Origin of the sequence: Pseudoxanthomonas sp. CF385 (assembly GCF_900104255.1) — a bacterium.
In the GTDB taxonomy this organism is placed as follows: domain Bacteria; phylum Pseudomonadota; class Gammaproteobacteria; order Xanthomonadales; family Xanthomonadaceae; genus Pseudoxanthomonas_A.
Genome location: NZ_FNKZ01000004.1, coordinates 69,365 through 89,003 on the forward strand (window position 1 = coordinate 69,365; position 19,639 = coordinate 89,003).

Below are 19,639 nucleotides of genomic sequence, written 5' to 3' on the forward strand. Positions count from 1 at the left end.
CATAATTAGCACAGCACTTCCCTGGATGCATGCTGCCTCGCAGCATCCCCGGGGCGCCGCCGACGCGGCAGTACACCGTCAACGTTCGGCGGGCGCACCGGGCGCCGCCCGCCGTACCGCACGCTCAGTGTGCGGACTGCCCGACCTCGGGCTGCAGCAACTCGACCTCGGACAACGCCACGTCGCCACCGCCGTCGATCCGCAGGCGGTACCCGGTGTAGTCGCCCGGCCGTTCGATGCGGAAAGGCCGGAGTTGTCGGGCCCATGGGAACGCCTGGTCGTGGCGCTGGTCCAGTTCCACCCAGGCACCTTCGCCACTGCGCGCTTCCAGCGTCCACGAGACGCCCGTGATGGCCGTCTCCGCGCTGGAGAGCGTGTAGTGGCTCACGCGCACAGGAGTGGGGAAGCGGAAGTCGACCTCCGCACGCGCCGGCAGCACGCGCGACGTGCCCGCATCGTCGTCGATCAACTCCGCCGCCCGTCGCGGCATACCCTGCACCGCGACGCGGGCGCGTGATGCCACGTCGACCAGGCCGCGCGGCGCGACACCGACCGCTGTCAGCGACGGCGGCAATGCATCGACACCGCTGCCCCACGTGGAGGGCGTATCGCCCATGACGAACTCCAGGGTGGCGCCGCCGGCGATGTCCTCATGCGGGATCCAGGCCTTGTCCCATGGCTGGCCGTTGACCTTCAACGACTGGACGTAGACGTTGCGTGCGCCATTGTTCCGGGCGATCACGGTGAGCGTGCGTCCGCCGCCCAGGTCGACCTCGGCGCGAGGGAAGGCCGGTGAACCGATGATGTATTCCGGCGCTCCCATCCTCAGCGGATACAACCCGAGCATGCCGAAGAGGTACCACGCCGACATCTCGCCATTGTCTTCGTCGCCGGGGTAGCCCTGCCCGATCTCGCTGCCCAGGTACAGCCTGTCCACGAGCTCGCGGGTGATGCGTTGCGTTTTCCATGGCTGTCCCGCCGCGACGTACATCCAGGGGATGTGGTGCGACGGCTGGTTGCTGTGGGCGTACATGCCCATGCGCACGTCCCGCGCCTCGGTCATCTCGTGAATGACGTCGCCGTAGGAACCGGAGAACGGCTTTTCCGCGGTTTCCGGCGTGGCGAAGAATGCGTCCAGGCGCTTGGCCAACGCCTCCTCGCCGCCGTACAGCGAAGCGAGGCCTGCGCCGTCGTGAGGCGCGGTGAAGGCGAACGTCCACGCGTTGGCCTCCGTGTAGTCGCCACCCCATACACGCGGATCGAACCGGCTCGCCGGCGTGTGCCAGTCGCCGCCCGCCGTGCGGCCACGGAAGAAGCCTGTCGCCGGATCGAACAGATGCGTGTAGTCGGTGGCACGGGCCCGGAAGTATTCGGCTTCTTCCCGATAGCGCCGCGCGCGGGCCGGATCCTTCTCGTCGGCCGCGAGCGCGAGGCCCAGTTGCGCCAGACCGAAGTCGTTGAGCGCGCCTTCCAAGGTCCACGACAGGCCTTCGTGCACGCTGCTGTCGGCGTAGCCACGGTACATGGAGCGTACCAGCCCCTTCCGACCCACATTCGACACCGGAGGCACGACCGTCGCATTGCGCAGCGCGGCCTCGTAGGCTTCGTGCGCGTCGAAGCCGCGGACACCCTTCAGCCACGCATCGGTGAAGGCGACGTCGGAACTGGTGCCGACCATCAGGTCGGCGTAACCGGGGGAGGACCAGCGCGCGATCCAGCCGCCATCTCGGTACTGCTGCAGGAACCCGTCGACCATCTCGCCCGCACGCTCGGGCGCGAACAGCGAATATGCGGGCCAACTGGTGCGGAACGTGTCCCAGAACCCGTTGTTGACGTAGATCTTTCCCGCGCGGACGGTCGCGGAGGTGCGCAGCGCGTCGCCGCCGCTGTTGTCCTTGGACCAGCTGTTCTGGTCGGCATGCCGCCAGTCCGGCCGGTCGATGCTGCCGACGTTCTCGTGCGCGACATTCGGATACAGGAACAGGCGATACAGGTTGGAGTACACCGTCACCCGCTGGTCGTCGCTGGCGCCGTCGACCCGCACCCGGCCGAGGAGTGCGTCCCATGCTGCCTGCGCGCGCGATCGGACGCCCTCGAATCCGGCGGCGCCGATCTCCTGGTCCAGATTGCGGCGCGCCTGCTCCACCGAGATCAGCGACGTGGCGATCCGCATGGTCACCTCGCCGTCTCCCTCCGGCGCGAACTTCACGTAGCCGGTGGGTCGTCCGGTCGCGATCTTGCCGTTGTCCCGCCAGGGCTGGTCGAAGCGCGCATAGACGAACATCCGCGTCGCGCCATTGGACAGGCCACTGCGGGTGTCGGTATAGCCCTGCAGGGTTTGCGTCGAGGCATCCAGCGTCAGCCCGCCGCGTGCGTCGACATTGTCGAACAGCAGGTTGGCGTCGCCCCCTTCCGGGAAACGGAAGCGGAAGATCGCGGCCCGCTCGCTCGGCGCGATCTCGGCACGGATGCCGTTGTCGAAATCCACGCGATACGTGTGCGGTCGGGCTTCTTCGCGGTCGTGGGAGAAGGACAGCGCCCGCTTCTGACGGTCGGCCTCGGGCACGCCCTTGGTCGCCGATGGCATGACCTGGAAAGTCTGGCGATCGCCCATCCACGGGCTCGGCTGGTGGCTGATCGACAGCGCCTGCAGTCGCGGCCGGTTGTCGGGGCCGTTCTGCTCGTTCCAGCGGTACAGCCAGCTCAGCGAACCGGCGTCGGTGACGGGCACCCAGAAATTGAAGCCATGCGGCATCGCGGTGGCCGCAATGTTGTTTCCCCGCGAGAACGTACTGTTGGATTGCGTCCCGCGGGTGGTGAGCACGTAGTCGCTGGGGCTTCGCTTGTCGCCGGGCTCGACAGGGCCGATGGCGATGTCGTCGATCCAGCCGGACGACGTGCCGTGCGCTCCCGGCTGAAGTTGCAACTCGATGGCGCGGATGCGTTTGCCTCGCAACGCGGGCACCTCGCCCACGCGCACCTGCTTCCGCGCCCACTGCTGCGGATAGAGCGTCATCGATGCCGCCTGCCCGGCCGCGGTAACAAGCGCGCCATGCTGGTCGGACACGCCGAGCCCGGACAGGCGCTGGCCGTCATCGAAGACCAGGTCCAACGACACGCCCGTGGACGCTGCCGTGTCGCCCGCGACGATCTCGGGCAGCACCATCCACGACAGCGCCGTGTCTTTCTTCACTTCGATGTCGACCGCGAACAGGGACACGTGCCCGCCCGCACTGCCGCGATAGCCCAGCGCACGGCTGCCGGTGTAGCCCATCCCGGCTTTGGCGGCATACGGCGCCTCCGGCCCACCGCCGATCGTCGCGCGCACGTCGCCCACCTGCGCCTCTGCGGGCGCCGGCTCCCCCACTTCGAACGAGGTGGCGAAGCGCGTATCGCGCGCAGACGCCACAGGAGAGGCCAACAACAGCACGAGAGCCGCCGGGAGGATCCGGCCGCGAACCAGGGCCGGATCAGCCATGCGCGCGCAGTACGGCCAGGACGTCATGGCAGGCTCCCATGGTGTGGTAGTCGGTCTTCCCCGCGGGGCTCTTGTTGTCGTCGTACTTGCGATTGCGCCGGTCGAGAATGCGGAACCAGGCACCATGGACGTGGTCGACCATGTGCGTCCAAGCGTAGTCCCACAGCCGGTCGTACCACTGCCAGTAGCGCTCCTCGCCGGTGGCGGCGGCCAACCGGGCCGCACACGCCAGCGACTCGGCCTGCACCCAGAAGTACTTGTCGTCGTCGCAGATGAAATGGCGACCGTCGGGAAGCGACGGGCCTTCGATGTCCTTGCGCAGCGTCTCCGGCGCGAAGCCGTAGACCAGACCGCCGGACTCCGTGTCCCAGGATGCCTCCATCGACCGGTCGAACAACGCGCCGGCCTTCGGTAGCAGCCAGTCCGCCGGCGTGCCGGCGCGGCGCAGATGTCCATCGAGGATCACGAGCAGCTTGGCCCATTCGGTCTGGTGGCCCGGCTGGAAGCCCCAGGGACGGAACAGGTGCTTCGGATCGTCGCGGTGGTAGTCGGTGTCGACACGCCAGCGGGCGTCGTAGTGCTCCCAGACGAGACCTTCGGTCTGGGCCGCCTGGCGGCGCGTCATGTGGTCCGCCAGTTGCAGGGCACGATCCAGATACCGCACCTCGTGGCTTGCCTCGTACGCGGCAAGCATCGCCTCGCACATGTGCATGTTGGCGTTCTGGCCGCGGTAGTCGCTGAACTGCCAGTCGCGCGTGGCTTCGTCGCGGTACAGGCCGTGCTCCGGTTCCCAGTAGCGGGTTTCCAGCAGGTCCCAGTGCGCATCCATCCACGGACGGCAGGCTTCGACTCCGGCCTTCAGGGCGATGGAGTACGCCAACAGCACGAAGGCCGCACCGTAGCAATGCTGCGTGGCGTCTTCCGGCTGGCCATCGCGCAGCGTCCAGAAATACCCGCCGCTCGCGGGGTCCAGGTGCCTGTCGCGCAGGAACGCCAGGCCGTGGCGCACCGCGTCCATGTACGTCGCGCGCAATGCCGCGTCCTCGCCACCGAACTCGAGCGCCGCCGTTGCGTAGTTGAAGACGAAGCGCGTGCTGCTGACCAGGTGGCGATGGGAAGCGTCGTAGACGCGTCCGTCGTCCTTGAAGTAGTGGAAGAAGCCGCCTGCCGGATCGATGCAGCGCGGGTGGTAGAAGGCCATCGTGCGGCGTATGTGGTCGCGCAGGAAGGACTCGCTGCGGAAATCGTCGTGCGCGGGAATGGTCGGGCTCATGGGGTGGCGGTACTCCGGGGAGAGGAAGGCGCGGACAAGGCATCCGCCAGGGTGCTGATATGCAGGGCGTCACGCAGGGCGTCGGGCGCGGCGCCGGAGGCGATGCGCACGGTGACACGCTCGCCGGGCAGCAGCGTCATCGCGTTGTCGGAGATCTCGGCATCGAGGGTGCCGAAGTCGATCCAGACCGCGCGCGCCAACGCGTCGGCGGTCAGGTCGAGCGTCGCACCCTGCCGATCATGGCGGAGCCGTGTCTGCACGGGGGACGAGGGCCATGCGACGTGCTTGGCTTCGGTGAAGTACACCACGTCGCGCGAAGCCGGCTCGCCATCCACGCTCAGGTCGAAGACCGCCACCGTGCGCGCGGGGTCGGCGTCGCCGAGCAGGTCCGCATCATCGTAGGCGCCCAGGCGCAAGGCCGACAGCGGCGGCACATCGATCGGCTTTCGCTCCTCGCGCAGCACGCGGCCATGCAGGTCCATGACCCGCATGCGCCATTCGCCCCGACGCGACGTGGTGCGGTCCGACACCACGCTGACCGTGGTGCGTGCTTCCTTGCGCAATGCCGCGACAGCCACCGGCGCGAAGAACCGTCGGGCATGGAACTGCAGCGCCTTCCATCGCCCGAACCAGTCGATCCCCGACCAGGATGCGCCCGGCCAGACATCGTTGAGCTGCCAGTACAGCGAGCCCATCGTGTGGGGTCGGCTGGCGCGATGGTGCCGCGCGGCCAGCCCGATGCCCTCCGCCTGCATCACCTGGCTCAGGTATACGAAATCGCCGAAATCCTTCGGCTCGCCGAATTCCATGCGGATGTAGTGCAGCAGGCGTTCGTTGCCCTTGCCCGCCATGAATTTCTGATGCGCCTGGACCGTGGGCGAATCGACGCGCTGGTCATCGCGGCCGATCACGCGATCGATCGTGCTGCGCACCGGCCAGGCCTGCAGGCCGTACTCGGACATGAATCGCGGCGTGATGTCGAGATAGGCCGACGGCGGCCGCGCCGGATTGCCCCAGACTTCCCAGTAATGCATGTCGCCGCTGGCGGGCGTGTTCGCCACCTCCGCCATGTCGTCGCTGGGCGAACTTGGCCAGTACGCGATGCCGCCACCCTCCTCGGCCACGACGCGGCGCAGGTCGCGATCGAACAATTGCACGTATCCGTCCCAGACCCGGGCGGCGAACGCGGGGTCGGCTTCCTTCAGTGTCTTGCCGTGGCCCCAGTATTTCCAGGCGATCTCTTCTTCGTTGTTCCCGCACCACACTACGAGGCTGGGATGATTGCGAAGGCGCCTGATCTGATCGTGCGCCTCGGCGACCACGTTGGCCCGGAAAGCGGGGTTGTAGGCCGGCTGCATGCCACCGCCGAACATGAAGTCCTGCCACACCAGCAATCCGAGCTCGTCGGCGATGTCGTAGAACGCGTCGCTTTCGTAATAGCCGCCACCCCAGCTGCGCACCATGTTCATGTTGGCATCCACCGCCGACTGCAGGACGCGCCGCAGCTGTGCGGACGTTACCCGCGACGGGAACATGTCGAACGGGATGCTGTTCGCGCCCTTGGCGAAGATCGGGATGTCGTTGACGACGAAGGCGAACTCGCGCCCGCCCGCGTCGCGTTCGCGCCGCAGTTGGACGCTCCGCAGGCCGGTGCGCACGGCGCGATGATCGACGACGCGCTCCCCCTGCAGGACTTCGACCTCGAACGTGTACAGCGGTTGCGCGCCGTATCCGGCCGGATACCAGCGCTGCGGCCGTTCGATGCGGACGGCCTGGGGGATGCGGTTGATGCCCGCGGGCAGCGCGATGCGACGGGTGGCGACGACCGTCCTGCGTCCCCCGGGCGCGACCTGCCACGTACGGATCGCATAGTCGCCCGGCGTAGCGATATCCACCGTCGGGATCGCCGTGACTTCAGCGACGTCCGCCGTCACGCGGTCCTGGCGTATCTGCAGGTCCTGCACGCGCGCGATGTCCCAGCTGGTCAGCTGCACGTCTCGCCAGATGCCGGCCGTGACGTAACGCGGCCCCCAGTCCCAGCCGTAGTGGTAGCCGGGCTTGCGCACGAAGTTCGCCGTCAGCACATCCTTGGGTTCGTCACCGTAGGGCGAAGGGTAGTTGCCGGCGATGCGATGCGGCATGGCCTGCACCCGCGGCAGCAGGCGCCCGATCGGCGATCGCAACACCACGCGCACTTCGTTGGAGCCCTCGCGCAACCGGCCTTGCACCGGTATCCGCCAGGTGCGGAACGCGTTGTCGGCGTCCAACACCTTTTCGCCGTTGAGGAAGACCTCGGCGAACGTGTCCAGGCCTTCGAACGTCAGCTCGCTGCGCGGCGCACCGCGCATGGCGGCGGTCGCCTCGAAGGTGGTGCGGTATTCCCAGTCGGAGAGGCCGATCCACTGCAGATCCGCCTCGGGCGCACCGACATAGGGATCGGGAATCAGGTTGTGCGCGAGCAGATCGGTGTGCACGGTGCCTGGCATCGATGCGGTACGCCATACCGTGAAATCGACTTCCGGGCTGACGGCGCTCCCCGTCGAAGGCACCTGCCGGAACTGCCAGCCCTGGTCCACGCGATGCCGGTCCACCGCATGGGCCGCCGCGGCCACCACCAGCAACGCGAGGAAGCAGAGCGATCGCACCCCTTCCAGGCTGGATCGCACGCGACATGCGGGGAACGTCGGGGGCCTGGTCTGCATGCGGGTTCCAGTATCGAGGCCAGCAAGGGTTGGGCGATGCCGCGTCCCTGCGCACCATCCGGCAATGCCGGCAGGCAGGGTTTTGGATCGATCCAATTCACGCGTAGATTTACCATGCCCTCCGCCATCTTGCATGTTGCTCCGCAGCAGCCGATCGGCGCCTCGAGGGCACGATGATCGAGCGCACGCTCCGTCCGTACCCGATGCTCCGCGTTCCTTGCCTGTGCTAGCTTTTCCCGAATTCGACCGATCCAAAAGGTGCGGCAATGAAGCAACCGGGTGCGTTGGCGGCAGTGCTGATGGGCGTCGTGGGGGCATGCATCGCCGTGTCGGGTGGCGCACTCGCGGCGCCGGCCTCGCCGGGCGACGCGGCCTACCAGGCGGTGGATCCTTTCATCGGCACCGGAGGTGAAGGCCACACGTACCCCGGCGCGACCGTGCCGTACGGGATGGTGCAACTCTCGCCGGACACCCGCATCCAACCACGGAAAGATGGCTACGGCTGGGCCGCGGGATACCGCTACGACGACACGACCATCGCCGGCTTCTCGCATACGCACTTCTCCGGCACGGGACACTCGGACCTGGGCGACCTGTTGCTGATGCCCACGACCGGCGAGCTGAAGCTGGAGCGCGGCGACCCCGACAAGCCCGGCAGCGGATACACCTCGCGGTTCCGTCATGCCACCGAGACCGCGCAGCCCGGCTACTACGCGGTCACGCTGGACGATCACCAGGTGCGTGCCGAACTCACCGCCAGCCTGCGCGTGGGCATGCATCGCTACGCTTTTCCCAAGGGCCAGCCTGCGCACGTCGTGCTGGATCTGCGCACCAGCATGTACGACTACCCCGGCAAGGTGTCTTGGTCGCGCGTGCGCGTGAGGCCCGACGGCACGGTGACGGGTTTCCGCGAAACACGCGGCTGGGCGCCGGGTCGGCAGCTCTACTTCGCGGTTCGCTTCTCCCAGCCGCTGACCGGCCATCAACTGCACAACACCGAGCAGGACATCCCCTACAAGGGATTCCCGCCGCCGGGAGAAAAAGATCCCCGGCAGCGCGTGCAGATCGAAGGGCGCCAGCTGGTGGCCGCCTTCGACGTCGCGCCAACCGCCGGCCGGCCGTTGCTCGTGAAGGTGGCCATCTCGCCCGTCAGCGAGGAGGGCGCCATCGCAAACCTCGACGCGGAAGCGCCTGGCTGGGACTTCGACGGCATGCGCACTGCCGCCAGGCGGCAATGGAGCGATGCGCTAGGCGCCGTCGAGGCTCGCGGCACCCCTGCCCAGCGCACCAGTTTCTACACCGCGCTGTACCACACGCTGCTGGGTCCCACCCTCTTCATGGACAGCGACGGACGCTATCGCGGCCCCGACAATGCGGTGCACCAGGCCAAGGGATGGACGAACTATTCGACCTTCTCCCTGTGGGACACCTATCGTGCGCTGCACCCGTTGACCACCCTGGTCCAACCGGAGCAACGCACCAACGACTTCGTCAACTCGCTGCTCGCTTCACGCAGGGAAAGCGCATACGGCGTACTGCCCGTGTGGTCGTTCCACGGGCTGGAGACGTGGTGCATGATCGGCTACCACGCCGTTCCCGTGATCGCGGACGCCTACATGAAGGGCATCCGCGGCTACGATGCCGATGAAGCCCTTCAAGCCATGGTGGCCAGCGCCAACTACGGTCCCTACGACGGCATCGCGGCGTACCGCGAGCTTGGCTACGTGCCGATCGACGAGGAAGGCGAAGCCGCTAGCAAGACCCTCGAGTACGCCTACGACGACTGGACCATCGCACGGATGGCGCAGGCGATGGGCAAGAAGGAGGTGGCGGAGGAATTCACCCGCCGCGCAGCCAACTGGAAGCACGCCTTCGACCCCGCCACGGGCTTCATGCGCGCGCGCAAGCGGGATGGCGCATTCCGCGAGCCGTTCGATCCGGCCGCCAGTGGCTACGGCACCGACTACACGGAAGGCAACGCGTGGCAGTACTCCTGGTACGTGCCGCAGGATGTCGCCGGCCTGGCGGACGCGCATGGCGGTAGCGACAAGCTGCTGGCACGACTCGATGCCGTGTTCGATGCCAAGGTCGATCCGGCGGTGTTCGAGCACATGGAGGACATCACCGGCCTGATCGGCTGGTACGCGCACGGCAACGAACCCAGCCACCATGTCGCCTATCTGTACGCGTACGCGGGCCAGCCCTGGCGTACGCAGGCGCGGCTGAAGCAGATCATGGACACCCAGTACGCGCCGCGACCGGACGGCCTGGCGGGCAACGACGACCTGGGCCAGATGTCGGCGTGGTACGTATTCACGACCCTTGGCTTCTATCCGGTCGCGCCGGGCAGCAACCAGTACGTGCTGGGCCGTCCCTTCCTGCCGCGCGCCACGCTGCATCTCCCCAATGGCCAGCGTTTCACCGTCATCGCCGACGGCCTGGACGATGCGCATGCCTATGTGGGCGGCGTCACGCTCAATGGCAAGCCGCTGGAGCGCACGTATCTGGAGCACGCGGAGATTCTTGCCGGCGGTGAACTGCGCTTCACGATGCAGGCGACGCCCGACACGTCGCGCGCCGGCCAGTGGGTACTGCCGTATTCGATGTCGCACTAAGGCGATGCGGCACCGCTACGTCGACGCGCCGGCATCCAGCGCCGCACGCAGCGCACGGACGCGCTCCGGATCGGTCTCCGTCCAGTCGGGAGAAAGCCCCTGTAGCGGAGTGCCGCGGAAGCGCATCGCGGATGCGCGCGGCGCCTTGGCGGAGGCATGGAACTCGCGGGCACCGGTAGTCACCGCGAGCGCCGCGACATTGCCTCCCGTGATGCCCGCGCCCGGCATCACCACGATCCTCCCTGCGGCCTGCTGCACGCGTAACGCGATGGATTCGGCACCCTCCACGGCGGTGCTGCACCCACCCGAGGTCAACACGCGCGCAAAGCCCGCTTCGATCACCTGCTCCAGCGCCGTTTCAGGATCCCGTACAGCATCGAATGCCCGGTGGAACGTCACCGGCAGCGTCCCCGCGGCGGAAACGAACTGGCGGCACAACGACAGGTCGACGTCGCCATCGGCATCGAGCGCGCCGATGACGATGCCATCGCAGCCCAACCGGACGCAGCACTCGATGTCGCGGAGCATCACCTCCGCCTCCCGAACGCTGTAGAGGAAATCCCCCGCGCGCGGGCGCACGAGTACGAACAAGGGAATGTGCAGGCGCTCACGGGCGAGCGCCACGGCCCCGTAAGAAGGCGTGGTGCCGCTCGCCTCGAGCGTGCCGCACAGCTCCACACGGTCCGCCCCGGCCTGCTGCGCGGTCAGCGCGGAGGAAAGCGACCCCGCCGCTATCTCGAGAACGCGCGGCACGGGAACACTCATGCGCCCCCGCCATAGATCGAACCCGAGGCGTGCAGAACGTCCTGCTTCTTGGCATCGCAGACGGCATATTCGAAACCCGCGTGCAGGGCGAAGGCGCCCACTTCACCGTGACGGTTCAAGGCCAGGAAACATACCTGCAGGGACTTGCTCGCTTCCGGTCGCTTGCGCACCACGCGTTCGATGGCTTCGCGGCACGCGTCCGCGGGCGCACGCCCCTGCCGCATCAGCTCCACCACCAGGAAGCTCGCCGCGTTGCGGATCATCTCCTCGCCCACGCCCGACGCGGTCGCGGCGCCCACCTCATTGTCCACGTACAGTCCCGCACCGACGATAGGGCTGTCGCCTACGCGTCCATGCATCTTCCACGCCATGCCGCTGGTCGTGCAGGCGCCTGCCAGACGGCCATTCCGGTCGATGGCGAGCATGCCCAGGGTGTCGTGATTGTCCTTGTTGCCGGGCCGGACGCTGCGTTCGGCATTGATCTGCGGTTGGTACTCGGCGCGCGCACGCCATTCGCGCCACGCCTGCTCGGCCTCGGGTGTCAGCAGACGGCGCTTCCTGAAGCCCTGGGCCATCGCGAACTGCTGTGCGCCCTCGCCGACCAGCATCACGTGCGGTGTCTTCTCCATCACGAGCCGCGCCACGCTGATCGGATGATCGATGTCCTCGATCGCCGCCACCGCACCGCAGCGGCCATCGCCGTCCATGATGCTCGCGTCCAGCGTGAGCACGCCGTCGCGGTCGGGGTTGCCGCAGCGGCCGACCGTGGGATTGCACAGTTCGCTTTCCGCCCATCGCGCACCCTGTTCGACGGCGTCCAGCGCGCTGGCACCCGTCGACAGGTGTTTCCATGCGGCTTGATTGGCGCCGACGCCGAAATCCCAGGTGGACACGACGCGTGCACCGGCGTCAGCGCGCGGGTCAGAGGGGTCGGATGCCCAGCCGCGGGGAATCGCCAGCGCGCCCGCGGACAGGGCGGCCTGCGCGAGGAATCGTCTTCTGTCGTTCATGCGTCGTCCTTCACGGCTGTCTTGCTACGGAGACCACGATGCGCGTGCCAGTAGCTCGCGGCGCCGACCAGGCCAAGCTGGCCGTGCTCGATGCGCCAGACCGGCGGCGGCACGCGGCCTGCGATGAACGTTCCCGCATACCGTTGGCGGAAATGTCCCGCATGCAGGAACGGCGCGATGTGGGTGGTCACGCCTCCCGCCAGGTAGACGTCGCGCGCGCCGAGCGTCAACGCCAGATTCGCCACCTGGCTGCCGAGCCATCCGCAGAAGATCTCCAGCGTTTCCTGCGCGATCGCATCGCCCGCTCGCGCGGCCGACACCACGTGTTCCGGCCGTTCGTAGCACGGCGACTCTCCCGCCAGGCCGCACAGGGCTTCGGCGAGATTCATCAGTCCCGGACCCGAGAGCACGCGCTCGCTGTCCACATGCTGCCAACGCTTCGAGAGGATGCTCAGCACATCACACTCCTTCTCGTTGTTCGCCGCCAGCGCCGCGTGGCCGGCTTCGCTCAGCAGTACGGCGGCACCTGTCTGATCCAGGCACAGGGCCGCACCCAGGCCGGTGCCCGGCCCCAGCACCAGCGCCGGCACCTGCAGGCCTTGATCCTGCCGTGGCGGCGCGAGCGATACCAGCGCATGCCGCGGCACGCCGGGAATGGCGTGCGCGACGGCGCCGAAATCGTTGATGAGGGCCAGCGATCCCAGCCCGGCCGCCTCGGTAGTCAGTGCCACCGACACGTCCCACGGCAGGTTGGCGTTCACCAGACGATCCTGGTCGAGATATCCCGCGATCGCCACCACCGCATCGCGGAGCCGCAGGCCGGCATGCTGCACGGCGACTGCGTCGGCGTAATGAAGAAGGATGTCGGCCAGCGATACGAAATCAGCGCAACGGTAGGAGACCACCTGCTGCACGTCCCTGCCGTCGCGGGTCCAGCCCAGGCGCGCGTTCGTGCCGCCGACGTCAGCCACCAGGCAGGCTTGGGGGGTGCTTCGGAGGGGATCCATCGAGGACGCTTCCAGCAAGGAGCCGTTGAATCGACACCGGAATCATCTCATTTAAATCGATCCAGTACAGCCCGGATCCGGAGACGCGGCCGACGGCCCACCTGCTCGCCAGGTGGACCGCTCGGGCGTCACGGCATCACTCCACCGTCACCGATTTCGCCAGATTGCGCGGCTTGTCCACGTCGGTGCCGCGCGCCAGCGCGGTGTGGTACGCCAGCAGCTGCACGGGAATGGTGTGCACGATGGGGCTGAGCACGCCGACATGGCGCGGGGTGCGGATGACGTGCACGCCTTCCGATTCGCTGAAATGGCTGTCCTGGTCGGTGAACACGAACAGCTCGCCGCCGCGCGCGCGCACTTCCTGCATGTTGGACTTCACCTTCTCCAGCAGCACGTCGTTGGGCGCGATCACCACCACCGGCATGTCGGCATCCACCAGCGCCAAGGGCCCATGCTTCAGCTCGCCGGCCGGATAGGCCTCGGCGTGGATGTAGGAGATTTCCTTCAGCTTGAGCGCGCCTTCCAGCGCGATCGGGTAGTGCAGGCCGCGGCCGAGGAACAGCGCATCGGACTTCGGTGCGAAGCGTTCGGCCCACGCGGCGATCTGCGGCTCCAGGTTCAGCGCGTGCTGCACGCTGCCCGGCAGGTGGCGCAACTGCTCCAGGTAATCGGCTTCCTGCGCCGGCGTGACCTTGCCGCGCAACTTGCCCAGCACGACGGTCAACTGGAACAGGGCGGCCAGCTGGGTGGTGAACGCCTTCGTCGATGCCACGCCGATCTCGGCGCCGGCGCGCGTGTAGCAGACCAGCTCGCTAGCGCGCGGGATGGCGCTCTCGGGCACGTTGCAGATCGACAGCGTGTGCTGGTGGCCCAACGACTTGGCGTACTTCAGTGCCTCCATCGTGTCCAGGGTTTCGCCGGACTGGGAGATGGTGACGATGAGGTGCTTGGGATTGGCGTACGCGGCGCGATAGCGGTATTCGCTGGCGATCTCGACGTTGCACGGCACGCCGGCGATGGCTTCGAGCCAGTAACGCGCGGTCATGCCGGCGTAGTAGCTGGTGCCGCAGGCAAGGATCTGCACGCCTTCGATGTCCTTCAATGCGGCTTCCGCATTGGCGCCGAACAGCGTGGGCTGGAAGCCGCCGTCGATGACCGCTTCGATGGTGTCGGCGATCGCACGCGGCTGCTCGTGGATCTCCTTCTGCATGAAGTGGCGGTACGGGCCCAGCTCCAGCGAGGCCAGCGACACGTCGGACACATGCACGTCGCGCTCGATCGGCTGGTCCTTGTCGTCGAACACATGCACGGCCTGGCGGGTGACTTCGGCGGTATCGCCTTCTTCCAGGAAGATCACGCGGCGCGTGGCCTGGATGATCGCGGACACGTCCGAGGCGATGAAGTTCTCGCCTTCGCCCAGGCCGATCAGCAGCGGGCAGCCCATGCGGGCGCAGACCATGCGCTCGGGTTCCTTGCGGCTCACCACGGCCAGCGCGTAAGCGCCGGTCAGTTCCTTCACCGTGCGCTGCAGCGCGGCCAACAGGTCGTCGCCGCCCTTGAGGTGGTAGTGCATCAGGTGGGCGATGACTTCGGTGTCGGTCTGCGACTCGAACACGTAGCCCAGCGCGCGCAGGCGCTCGCGCTGTTCTTCGTGGTTCTCGATGATGCCGTTGTGCACCAGCGCCACGCCGTGGCTGATGTGCGGATGCGCGTTGGCTTCGGTGACGCCGCCGTGGGTGGCCCAGCGGGTATGACCGATGCCCAGGCTCGCGTTGAAGCCCTCGGCGGCGGCGGCGCCTTCCATTTCGGCGACGCGGCCCGTGCGGCGCACGCGACGGACATCCTGCTGGTCGACCACCGCGATGCCCGCGGAATCGTAGCCCCGGTATTCCAGCCGCTTCAGTCCTTCGATGAGTACCGGCACCACGTCGCGATCGGCGATCGCGCCCACAATTCCGCACATAGGCCTGCGCCTTCCTTCTGGATAAGTCGTGTGGACATTCTACGTGTCCGGCACTGGACAGGCCCTGTCCGGCGAGTGTCCGCGGACACCCGGACAGCCTGCTGCGCCGGACAACCCCCTTGTGAATCAACCGCTTGCGTTTGGCACGCATCCTGCTGTTACCAGCCGGTCATTCCAAAGAACGCATGCCGCCGATGATTCGGGACACCTCCGCGCAAGACCGAGTGCTCAGCTCCACCCAGGCCCGCCCCGCCTGGCGCCGTTGGGTATGGCCCGCCGCCGGTGGCGCCCTGCTGCTGGCCGGCATCGTCTTCGCCGCCCGCGGCTGGTTGTCCGGCACCACGTCGGTGGACGGCGCCCGCCTCCGGTTCGCCGAAGTGACCCGCGGCGACCTGGTCCGCGACATCGCCGCCGATGGGCGCGTCATCGCCGCCAACAGCCCCACCTTGTATGCCATCGCAGGTGGCGTGGTCACGCTGAAGGTCGTGGCCGGCGACAAGGTCGCCAAGGGCCAGCCGCTGGCCGAGATCGACAGCCCCGAGCTGCGCAGCAAGCTGGCGCAGGAGCAGACCACCCTGGCCGGCCTGGAAGCCGAGGCCAGCCGCGCCAACCTGGATGCCAGCGTCACCCGCGCCAATGCGCAGAAGGCGCTGGACCAGGCCGAAATCGAACGCCAGGCCGCCGAGCGCACCCTGCAGCGTTACCAGCGCGGCTACGACGGCGGCGCGGTGCCGCAGGTCGACGTGATGGAAGCCCAGGACAACCTGCGCAAGGCCGAGATCGCGTTGTCCCACGCGCGCAAGGACGCGGGCCTGCAGGGCCAGGGCGCCGGCCTGGACGCCCGCAACAAGCAGCTGCTGGCCGAGCGCCAGCGCGCGGTGGTGGCCGAAGTGCAGCGCCAGGTCGATGCACTGACCCTGCGCGCGCCGTTCGACGGCCAGGTCGGCCAGGTGCAGGCCGTGCAGCGCTCCAACGTGGCGATAAACGCACCGGTGCTGAGTGTGGTGGACCTGTCGGTGTTCGAAGTCGAGATCAAGGTGCCCGAGAGCTTCGCGCGCGATCTCGCGATCGGCATGCCGGCCACCCTGACCAGCGCCGGTCAGCCGTACGCCGGCGAGATCTCCGCGGTGTCGCCGGAAGTGGTGAACGGCGAAGTCGTCACCCGCCTGCGCTTCTCCGACAAGCAACCGCCCGGCCTGCGCCAGAACCAGCGCCTGTCCGCCCGCATCCTGATGGATACGCGCCGCAACGTGCTGATGGTGGAGCGCGGCCCGTTCGTCGAGCAGGGCGGCGGTCGGTACGCCTATGTCATGGATGGCAGCTCCGCGGTACGCCGTCCGGTGCAGTTGGGCGTCAGCAGCCTGAGCAACGTCGAAGTGCTCAGCGGCCTGCAGCCCGGCGACAAGGTCGTCGTCTCCGGCAGCGACCTGTTCGGCGATGCCGAGCGCGTCTCGGTCAACTGATTCCCCACCTCCCCCACGCGTCCTCCCCCACGTCTCCCACTCCGCACCAGAACCCGAAGAAGGAACCCGCCATGCTTGAGATGCGCCAAGTCGCCAAGGTCTACCGCACCGAACAGGTGGAAACGCATGCGCTGCGTTCCCTCGATCTGCATGTCCGCGAGGGCGAGTTCGTCGCGGTCACCGGTCCGTCGGGTTCCGGCAAGACCACGTTCCTCAACATCGCCGGCCTGTTGGAGACCTTCACCGGCGGGCAGTTCCTGCTCGACGGACAGGACGTCAGCCACTTGGGCGACGACGCCCGCTCGCGCCTGCGCAACCAGAAGATCGGCTTCATCTTCCAGGGCTTCAACCTGATCCCCGACCTCAACCTGTTCGACAACGTCGACGTGCCGCTGCGCTATCGCGGCATGCCCGCGTCCGAGCGCAAGCAGCGCATCGAGGACGCGCTGGCCCGCGTGGGCCTGGGCTCGCGCATGAAGCACTATCCGGCCGAACTGTCGGGCGGCCAGCAGCAGCGCACGGCGATCGCGCGCGCCCTGGCCGGCAGCCCGCGCCTGCTGCTGGCGGACGAACCCACCGGCAACCTGGACTCGCAGATGGCCCGCGGCGTGATGGAACTGCTGGAGGAGATCAACCGTCAGGGCACGACCATCATCATGGTCACGCACGACCCGGAGCTCGCCGCGCGCGCGCAGCGCAACGTGCACATCGTGGACGGCATGGCCACCGACCTGTCGGTGGAGCCCGCGCTGATCCGCGCGGCGCACGCCGCCGAAACCAGCGCCTCCGCCTGAGGAGACCCGACATGTTCGGCTACTACTTCACCCTCGCGCTGCGCAGCTTCAAGCGCAACAAGGCGCTGACCTTCCTGATGGTGCTGGCCATCGCGCTCGGCATCGGCGCCAGCATGACCACGCTGACCGTGTTCTACGTGCTGTCGGGCGATCCGATCCCGCAGAAGAGCGACAAGCTGTTCTACCCGCGCATCGACCCGCGTTCGGCGAACGGGTTCGCACCCGGCGACGAGCCGGAGGACCAGTTCACCCGCCACGACGCCGAGCGCATGCTGCGCGACAAGAAGGGCGACCGCCAGGCCTTCATGACCGGCGGCGCCTCGTCGATCGAGACGGAGGACGGCCGGATCGAACCGTTCCGCATCGATGCGCGCTACACCACCGCCGACTTCTTCCCGATGTTCGAGGTGCCGTTCCGCTACGGCAACGGCTGGTCGGCCGCCGACGACGAATCGCGCGCGCGCGTGGCCGTCATCTCCAAGGCGCTGAACGAGAAACTGTTCGGCGGCATCAACAGCGTGGGCCGCGACATCAAGGCCTCCGGCGCGACGTTCCGCGTGATCGGCGTGCTGGACGAATGGCGTCCGGCGCCGAAGTTCTACGACATGACCCAGGACCGCTTCACCGAGGTGGAGCAGCTGTTCGTCCCGTTCTGGACGTCGCGCACGCTGAAGATGGGCACCCAGGGCAACATGAACTGCTGGGGCGATTCCAGCGCGGAAGAGGAAGGCTCGCAGGGACCGAACGCGCCGTGCTCGTGGCTGCAGTACTGGGTCGAGCTGGGCACGCCGGAGAAGGTCGAGGCCTACAAGCAGTACCTGAAGAACTACTCCGACCAGCAGCGCGCGGCCGGTCGTTTCGAGCGCCCCGCCAACGTGGACCTGCACAACGTGATGCAGTGGCTGGACAAGCAGGGCGCGGTGCCCGGCGACGTCCGCCTGCAGGTGTGGCTGGCCTTCGGCTTCCTCGCGGTGTGCCTGCTCAACACGGTGGGCCTGCTGCTGGCGAAGTTCCTGGGGCGCGCCTCGCAGATCGGCGTGCGACGTGCGCTCGGCGCCACCCGTCGCGCCATCTTCGCGCAGTGCCTGGTCGAAGCGGGCACCGTGGGGCTGGTCGGTGGCGTACTCGGTCTCGCCCTCGCCTGGCTGGGCCTGTGGGCCGTGCGTCACCAGCCCGCCGGCTACGCCGATCTCGCCCACATGGACGTGAAGATGTTGCTGGCCACGTTTGCCCTGGCGATCGTCGCCAGCCTGCTCGCCGGGATGCTGCCTGCCTGGCGCGCGATGCAGGTGACGCCCGCCATCCAGCTCAAGAGCCAGTGACCCATCCATTCAAGAGGCACGTCATGGACATCCGCCCCATCCTCTCCACCCTGGCCCGCCACAAGACGGCTGCCGCACTGATCGTGCTGGAAGTGGCGCTGTCGTGCGCCATCATCTGCAACGCCGTGTTCCTGATCACCCAGCGGCTCGAGCGCATCGACCGGCCCACCGGCATGACGAACGAGGAGATCGTGCGCATCAGCATGGGCAACCTCGGCGAGAACCCCGAAGCCGACGCCCTGGTGAAGCAGGATGTCGCCAGCCTGCGCGCACTGCCGGGGGTCAAGTCCGCCGGCAGCATCAACCATGTGCCGTTCGACAATTCGTCCTGGAACAGTTCCATCCAGCTCGCACCCGAGCAGGAACGCCCCAGCGCGCAGGCGAACGTCTATCTGGGCGACGCCGTGATCGAAACCCTCGGGTTGAAGCTGGCCGAAGGCCGGGACTTCACCCCGGAGGAATACGTCAACTGGACCGACATCAACAAGCAGAACGCCAAGTACGTGATGCCGGCGGTGATCCTGAGCCGCGAGCTGGCGAACAAGCTGTTCCCGGGCGAGAGTGCGGTCGGCAAGAACATCTATGCATGGAACACCGACAACGTCCCGCACCGCGTGGTCGGCGTGGTCGACCGTCTGATCCGCACCAACGACAACGGCGGCCCCGCCGAAGCCGGCTTCACGATGATCCTGCCGGCGAGGGACCTCACCATGGGCACCTTCGTCCTGCGGACCACGCCCGAACGGCGCGCGGAAGTCCTGAAGGCCGCGCTCGCGACGCTGGAGAAGAACAGCGCCCGCCGGCTGGTGCTGCGCGATGGCACGTTCAGCGACATCAAGAGCGACTATTACCGCGGTGATCGCGCGATGGCCTGGCTGCTGATCACCGTGATCATCTCGCTGCTGGTCGTCACTGCGCTCGGCATCGTCGGCCTGGCCAGCTTCTGGGTGCAGCAACGCACCAAGCAGATCGGCATCCGCCGTGCGCTGGGCGCCACCAAGGGCCAGATCCTGCGCTACTTCCAGACGGAGAACTTCCTGCTGGCCACGCTGGGCATCGTGATCGGCATGATCCTGGCCTACGGCATCAACCAGCTGCTGATGGGCAAGTACGAACTGCCGCGCCTGCCGCTGCTCTACCTGCCGGTCGGTGCCGTGCTGCTGTGGCTGCTCGGCCAGGTGGCGGTGTACGGTCCGGCGCGCAAGGCCGCCTCGGTGCCGCCCGCGGTCGCCACCCGCACCGCCTGA

At 67.7% G+C, this 19,639-nt stretch carries 12 protein-coding genes; 5 read left to right on the forward strand and 7 right to left on the reverse strand.

Annotated elements, in window-relative coordinates; genetic code table 11:
- Positions 1–124: 124 nt before the first annotated feature.
- From BLT45_RS17150 to BLT45_RS17160, 3 genes are read right to left on the reverse strand one after another with little or no spacing between them, the layout of a single operon-like run.
- Positions 125–3,478, reverse strand: coding sequence for a GH92 family glycosyl hydrolase (locus BLT45_RS17150; RefSeq protein ID WP_093304317.1), 3,354 nt, complete (start codon positions 3,476–3,478; stop codon positions 125–127).
- The gene (locus tag BLT45_RS17155; protein ID WP_093303741.1) at positions 3,471–4,751 is read right to left on the reverse strand and encodes an AGE family epimerase/isomerase; all 1,281 of its coding nucleotides are present in this window, start codon (positions 4,749–4,751) and stop codon (positions 3,471–3,473) included. The genes BLT45_RS17150 and BLT45_RS17155 overlap by 8 nt, the downstream gene beginning before the upstream one ends.
- Positions 4,748–7,417 (reverse strand): beta-mannosidase, encoded by a 2,670-nt coding sequence (locus tag BLT45_RS17160; protein ID WP_254771942.1) that lies wholly within the window; start codon positions 7,415–7,417, stop codon positions 4,748–4,750. Before BLT45_RS17160 ends, BLT45_RS17155 begins: the two co-directional genes overlap by 4 nt.
- 302 nt (positions 7,418–7,719) lie before the next feature.
- Between BLT45_RS17160 and BLT45_RS17165 the strand changes: the two genes are divergently transcribed.
- The gene (locus BLT45_RS17165) at positions 7,720–10,068 is read left to right on the forward strand and encodes a GH92 family glycosyl hydrolase (RefSeq protein WP_093303749.1); all 2,349 of its coding nucleotides are present in this window, start codon (positions 7,720–7,722) and stop codon (positions 10,066–10,068) included.
- Between the two features lie 15 nt (positions 10,069–10,083).
- Here the strand turns inward: BLT45_RS17165 and BLT45_RS17170 are convergent, their stop codons facing one another.
- The 4 genes from BLT45_RS17170 to glmS all read right to left on the reverse strand — a co-directional run bounded on the left by BLT45_RS17170 (position 10,084) and on the right by glmS (position 14,813).
- The gene (locus BLT45_RS17170) at positions 10,084–10,833 is read right to left on the reverse strand and encodes a copper homeostasis protein CutC (RefSeq protein WP_093303754.1); all 750 of its coding nucleotides are present in this window, start codon (positions 10,831–10,833) and stop codon (positions 10,084–10,086) included.
- Positions 10,830–11,843, reverse strand: a complete 1,014-nt coding sequence (locus BLT45_RS17175) for a N(4)-(beta-N-acetylglucosaminyl)-L-asparaginase (RefSeq protein WP_093303758.1) — start codon at positions 11,841–11,843, stop codon at positions 10,830–10,832. The genes BLT45_RS17170 and BLT45_RS17175 overlap by 4 nt, the downstream gene beginning before the upstream one ends.
- Positions 11,840–12,850 (reverse strand): glucokinase, encoded by a 1,011-nt coding sequence (locus BLT45_RS17180; protein ID WP_093304320.1) that lies wholly within the window; start codon positions 12,848–12,850, stop codon positions 11,840–11,842. Before BLT45_RS17180 ends, BLT45_RS17175 begins: the two co-directional genes overlap by 4 nt.
- A 136-nt stretch (positions 12,851–12,986) precedes the next feature.
- A complete protein-coding gene (glmS, locus tag BLT45_RS17185) occupies positions 12,987–14,813 on the reverse strand; it encodes a glutamine--fructose-6-phosphate transaminase (isomerizing) (protein WP_093303763.1) in 1,827 nt (608 codons plus the stop codon).
- Positions 14,814–15,007: 194 nt separating this feature from the next.
- Between glmS and BLT45_RS17190 the strand changes: the two genes are divergently transcribed.
- The 4 genes from BLT45_RS17190 (at position 15,008) to BLT45_RS17205 (ending at position 19,639) form a co-directional block, all read left to right on the forward strand.
- Positions 15,008–16,276, forward strand: a complete 1,269-nt coding sequence (locus BLT45_RS17190; protein WP_093304323.1) for an efflux RND transporter periplasmic adaptor subunit — start codon at positions 15,008–15,010, stop codon at positions 16,274–16,276.
- Between the two features lie 71 nt (positions 16,277–16,347).
- The gene (locus tag BLT45_RS17195) at positions 16,348–17,070 is read left to right on the forward strand and encodes an ABC transporter ATP-binding protein (protein WP_093303766.1); all 723 of its coding nucleotides are present in this window, start codon (positions 16,348–16,350) and stop codon (positions 17,068–17,070) included.
- An 11-nt stretch (positions 17,071–17,081) separates the two neighbouring features.
- Complete coding sequence (locus BLT45_RS17200) at positions 17,082–18,392, forward strand: ABC transporter permease (RefSeq protein WP_093303771.1); 1,311 nt, start codon at positions 17,082–17,084, stop codon at positions 18,390–18,392.
- A 23-nt stretch (positions 18,393–18,415) separates the two neighbouring features.
- Positions 18,416–19,639: an ABC transporter permease gene (locus tag BLT45_RS17205; protein ID WP_093303775.1), complete on the forward strand. Its 1,224-nt coding sequence runs from the start codon at positions 18,416–18,418 to the stop codon at positions 19,637–19,639.

What these genes read in the sequence shown, in the direction of transcription:
- BLT45_RS17195 (WP_093303766.1), top strand. Translation starts at nt 16,348, where the DNA reads ATGCTTGAGATGCGCCAAGTCGCCAAGGTCTACCGCACCGAACAGGTG.
- glmS (WP_093303763.1), bottom strand. Translation starts at nt 14,813, where the DNA reads ATGTGCGGAATTGTGGGCGCGATCGCCGATCGCGACGTGGTGCCGGTA.
- BLT45_RS17175 (WP_093303758.1), bottom strand. Translation starts at nt 11,843, where the DNA reads ATGAACGACAGAAGACGATTCCTCGCGCAGGCCGCCCTGTCCGCGGGC.
- BLT45_RS17170 (WP_093303754.1), bottom strand. Translation starts at nt 10,833, where the DNA reads ATGAGTGTTCCCGTGCCGCGCGTTCTCGAGATAGCGGCGGGGTCGCTT.
- BLT45_RS17205 (WP_093303775.1), top strand. Translation starts at nt 18,416, where the DNA reads ATGGACATCCGCCCCATCCTCTCCACCCTGGCCCGCCACAAGACGGCT.
- BLT45_RS17180 (WP_093304320.1), bottom strand. Translation starts at nt 12,850, where the DNA reads ATGGATCCCCTCCGAAGCACCCCCCAAGCCTGCCTGGTGGCTGACGTC.
- BLT45_RS17200 (WP_093303771.1), top strand. Translation starts at nt 17,082, where the DNA reads ATGTTCGGCTACTACTTCACCCTCGCGCTGCGCAGCTTCAAGCGCAAC.
- BLT45_RS17150 (WP_093304317.1), bottom strand. Translation starts at nt 3,478, where the DNA reads ATGGCTGATCCGGCCCTGGTTCGCGGCCGGATCCTCCCGGCGGCTCTC.
- BLT45_RS17190 (WP_093304323.1), top strand. Translation starts at nt 15,008, where the DNA reads ATGATTCGGGACACCTCCGCGCAAGACCGAGTGCTCAGCTCCACCCAG.
- BLT45_RS17155 (WP_093303741.1), bottom strand. Translation starts at nt 4,751, where the DNA reads ATGAGCCCGACCATTCCCGCGCACGACGATTTCCGCAGCGAGTCCTTC.
- BLT45_RS17165 (WP_093303749.1), top strand. Translation starts at nt 7,720, where the DNA reads ATGAAGCAACCGGGTGCGTTGGCGGCAGTGCTGATGGGCGTCGTGGGG.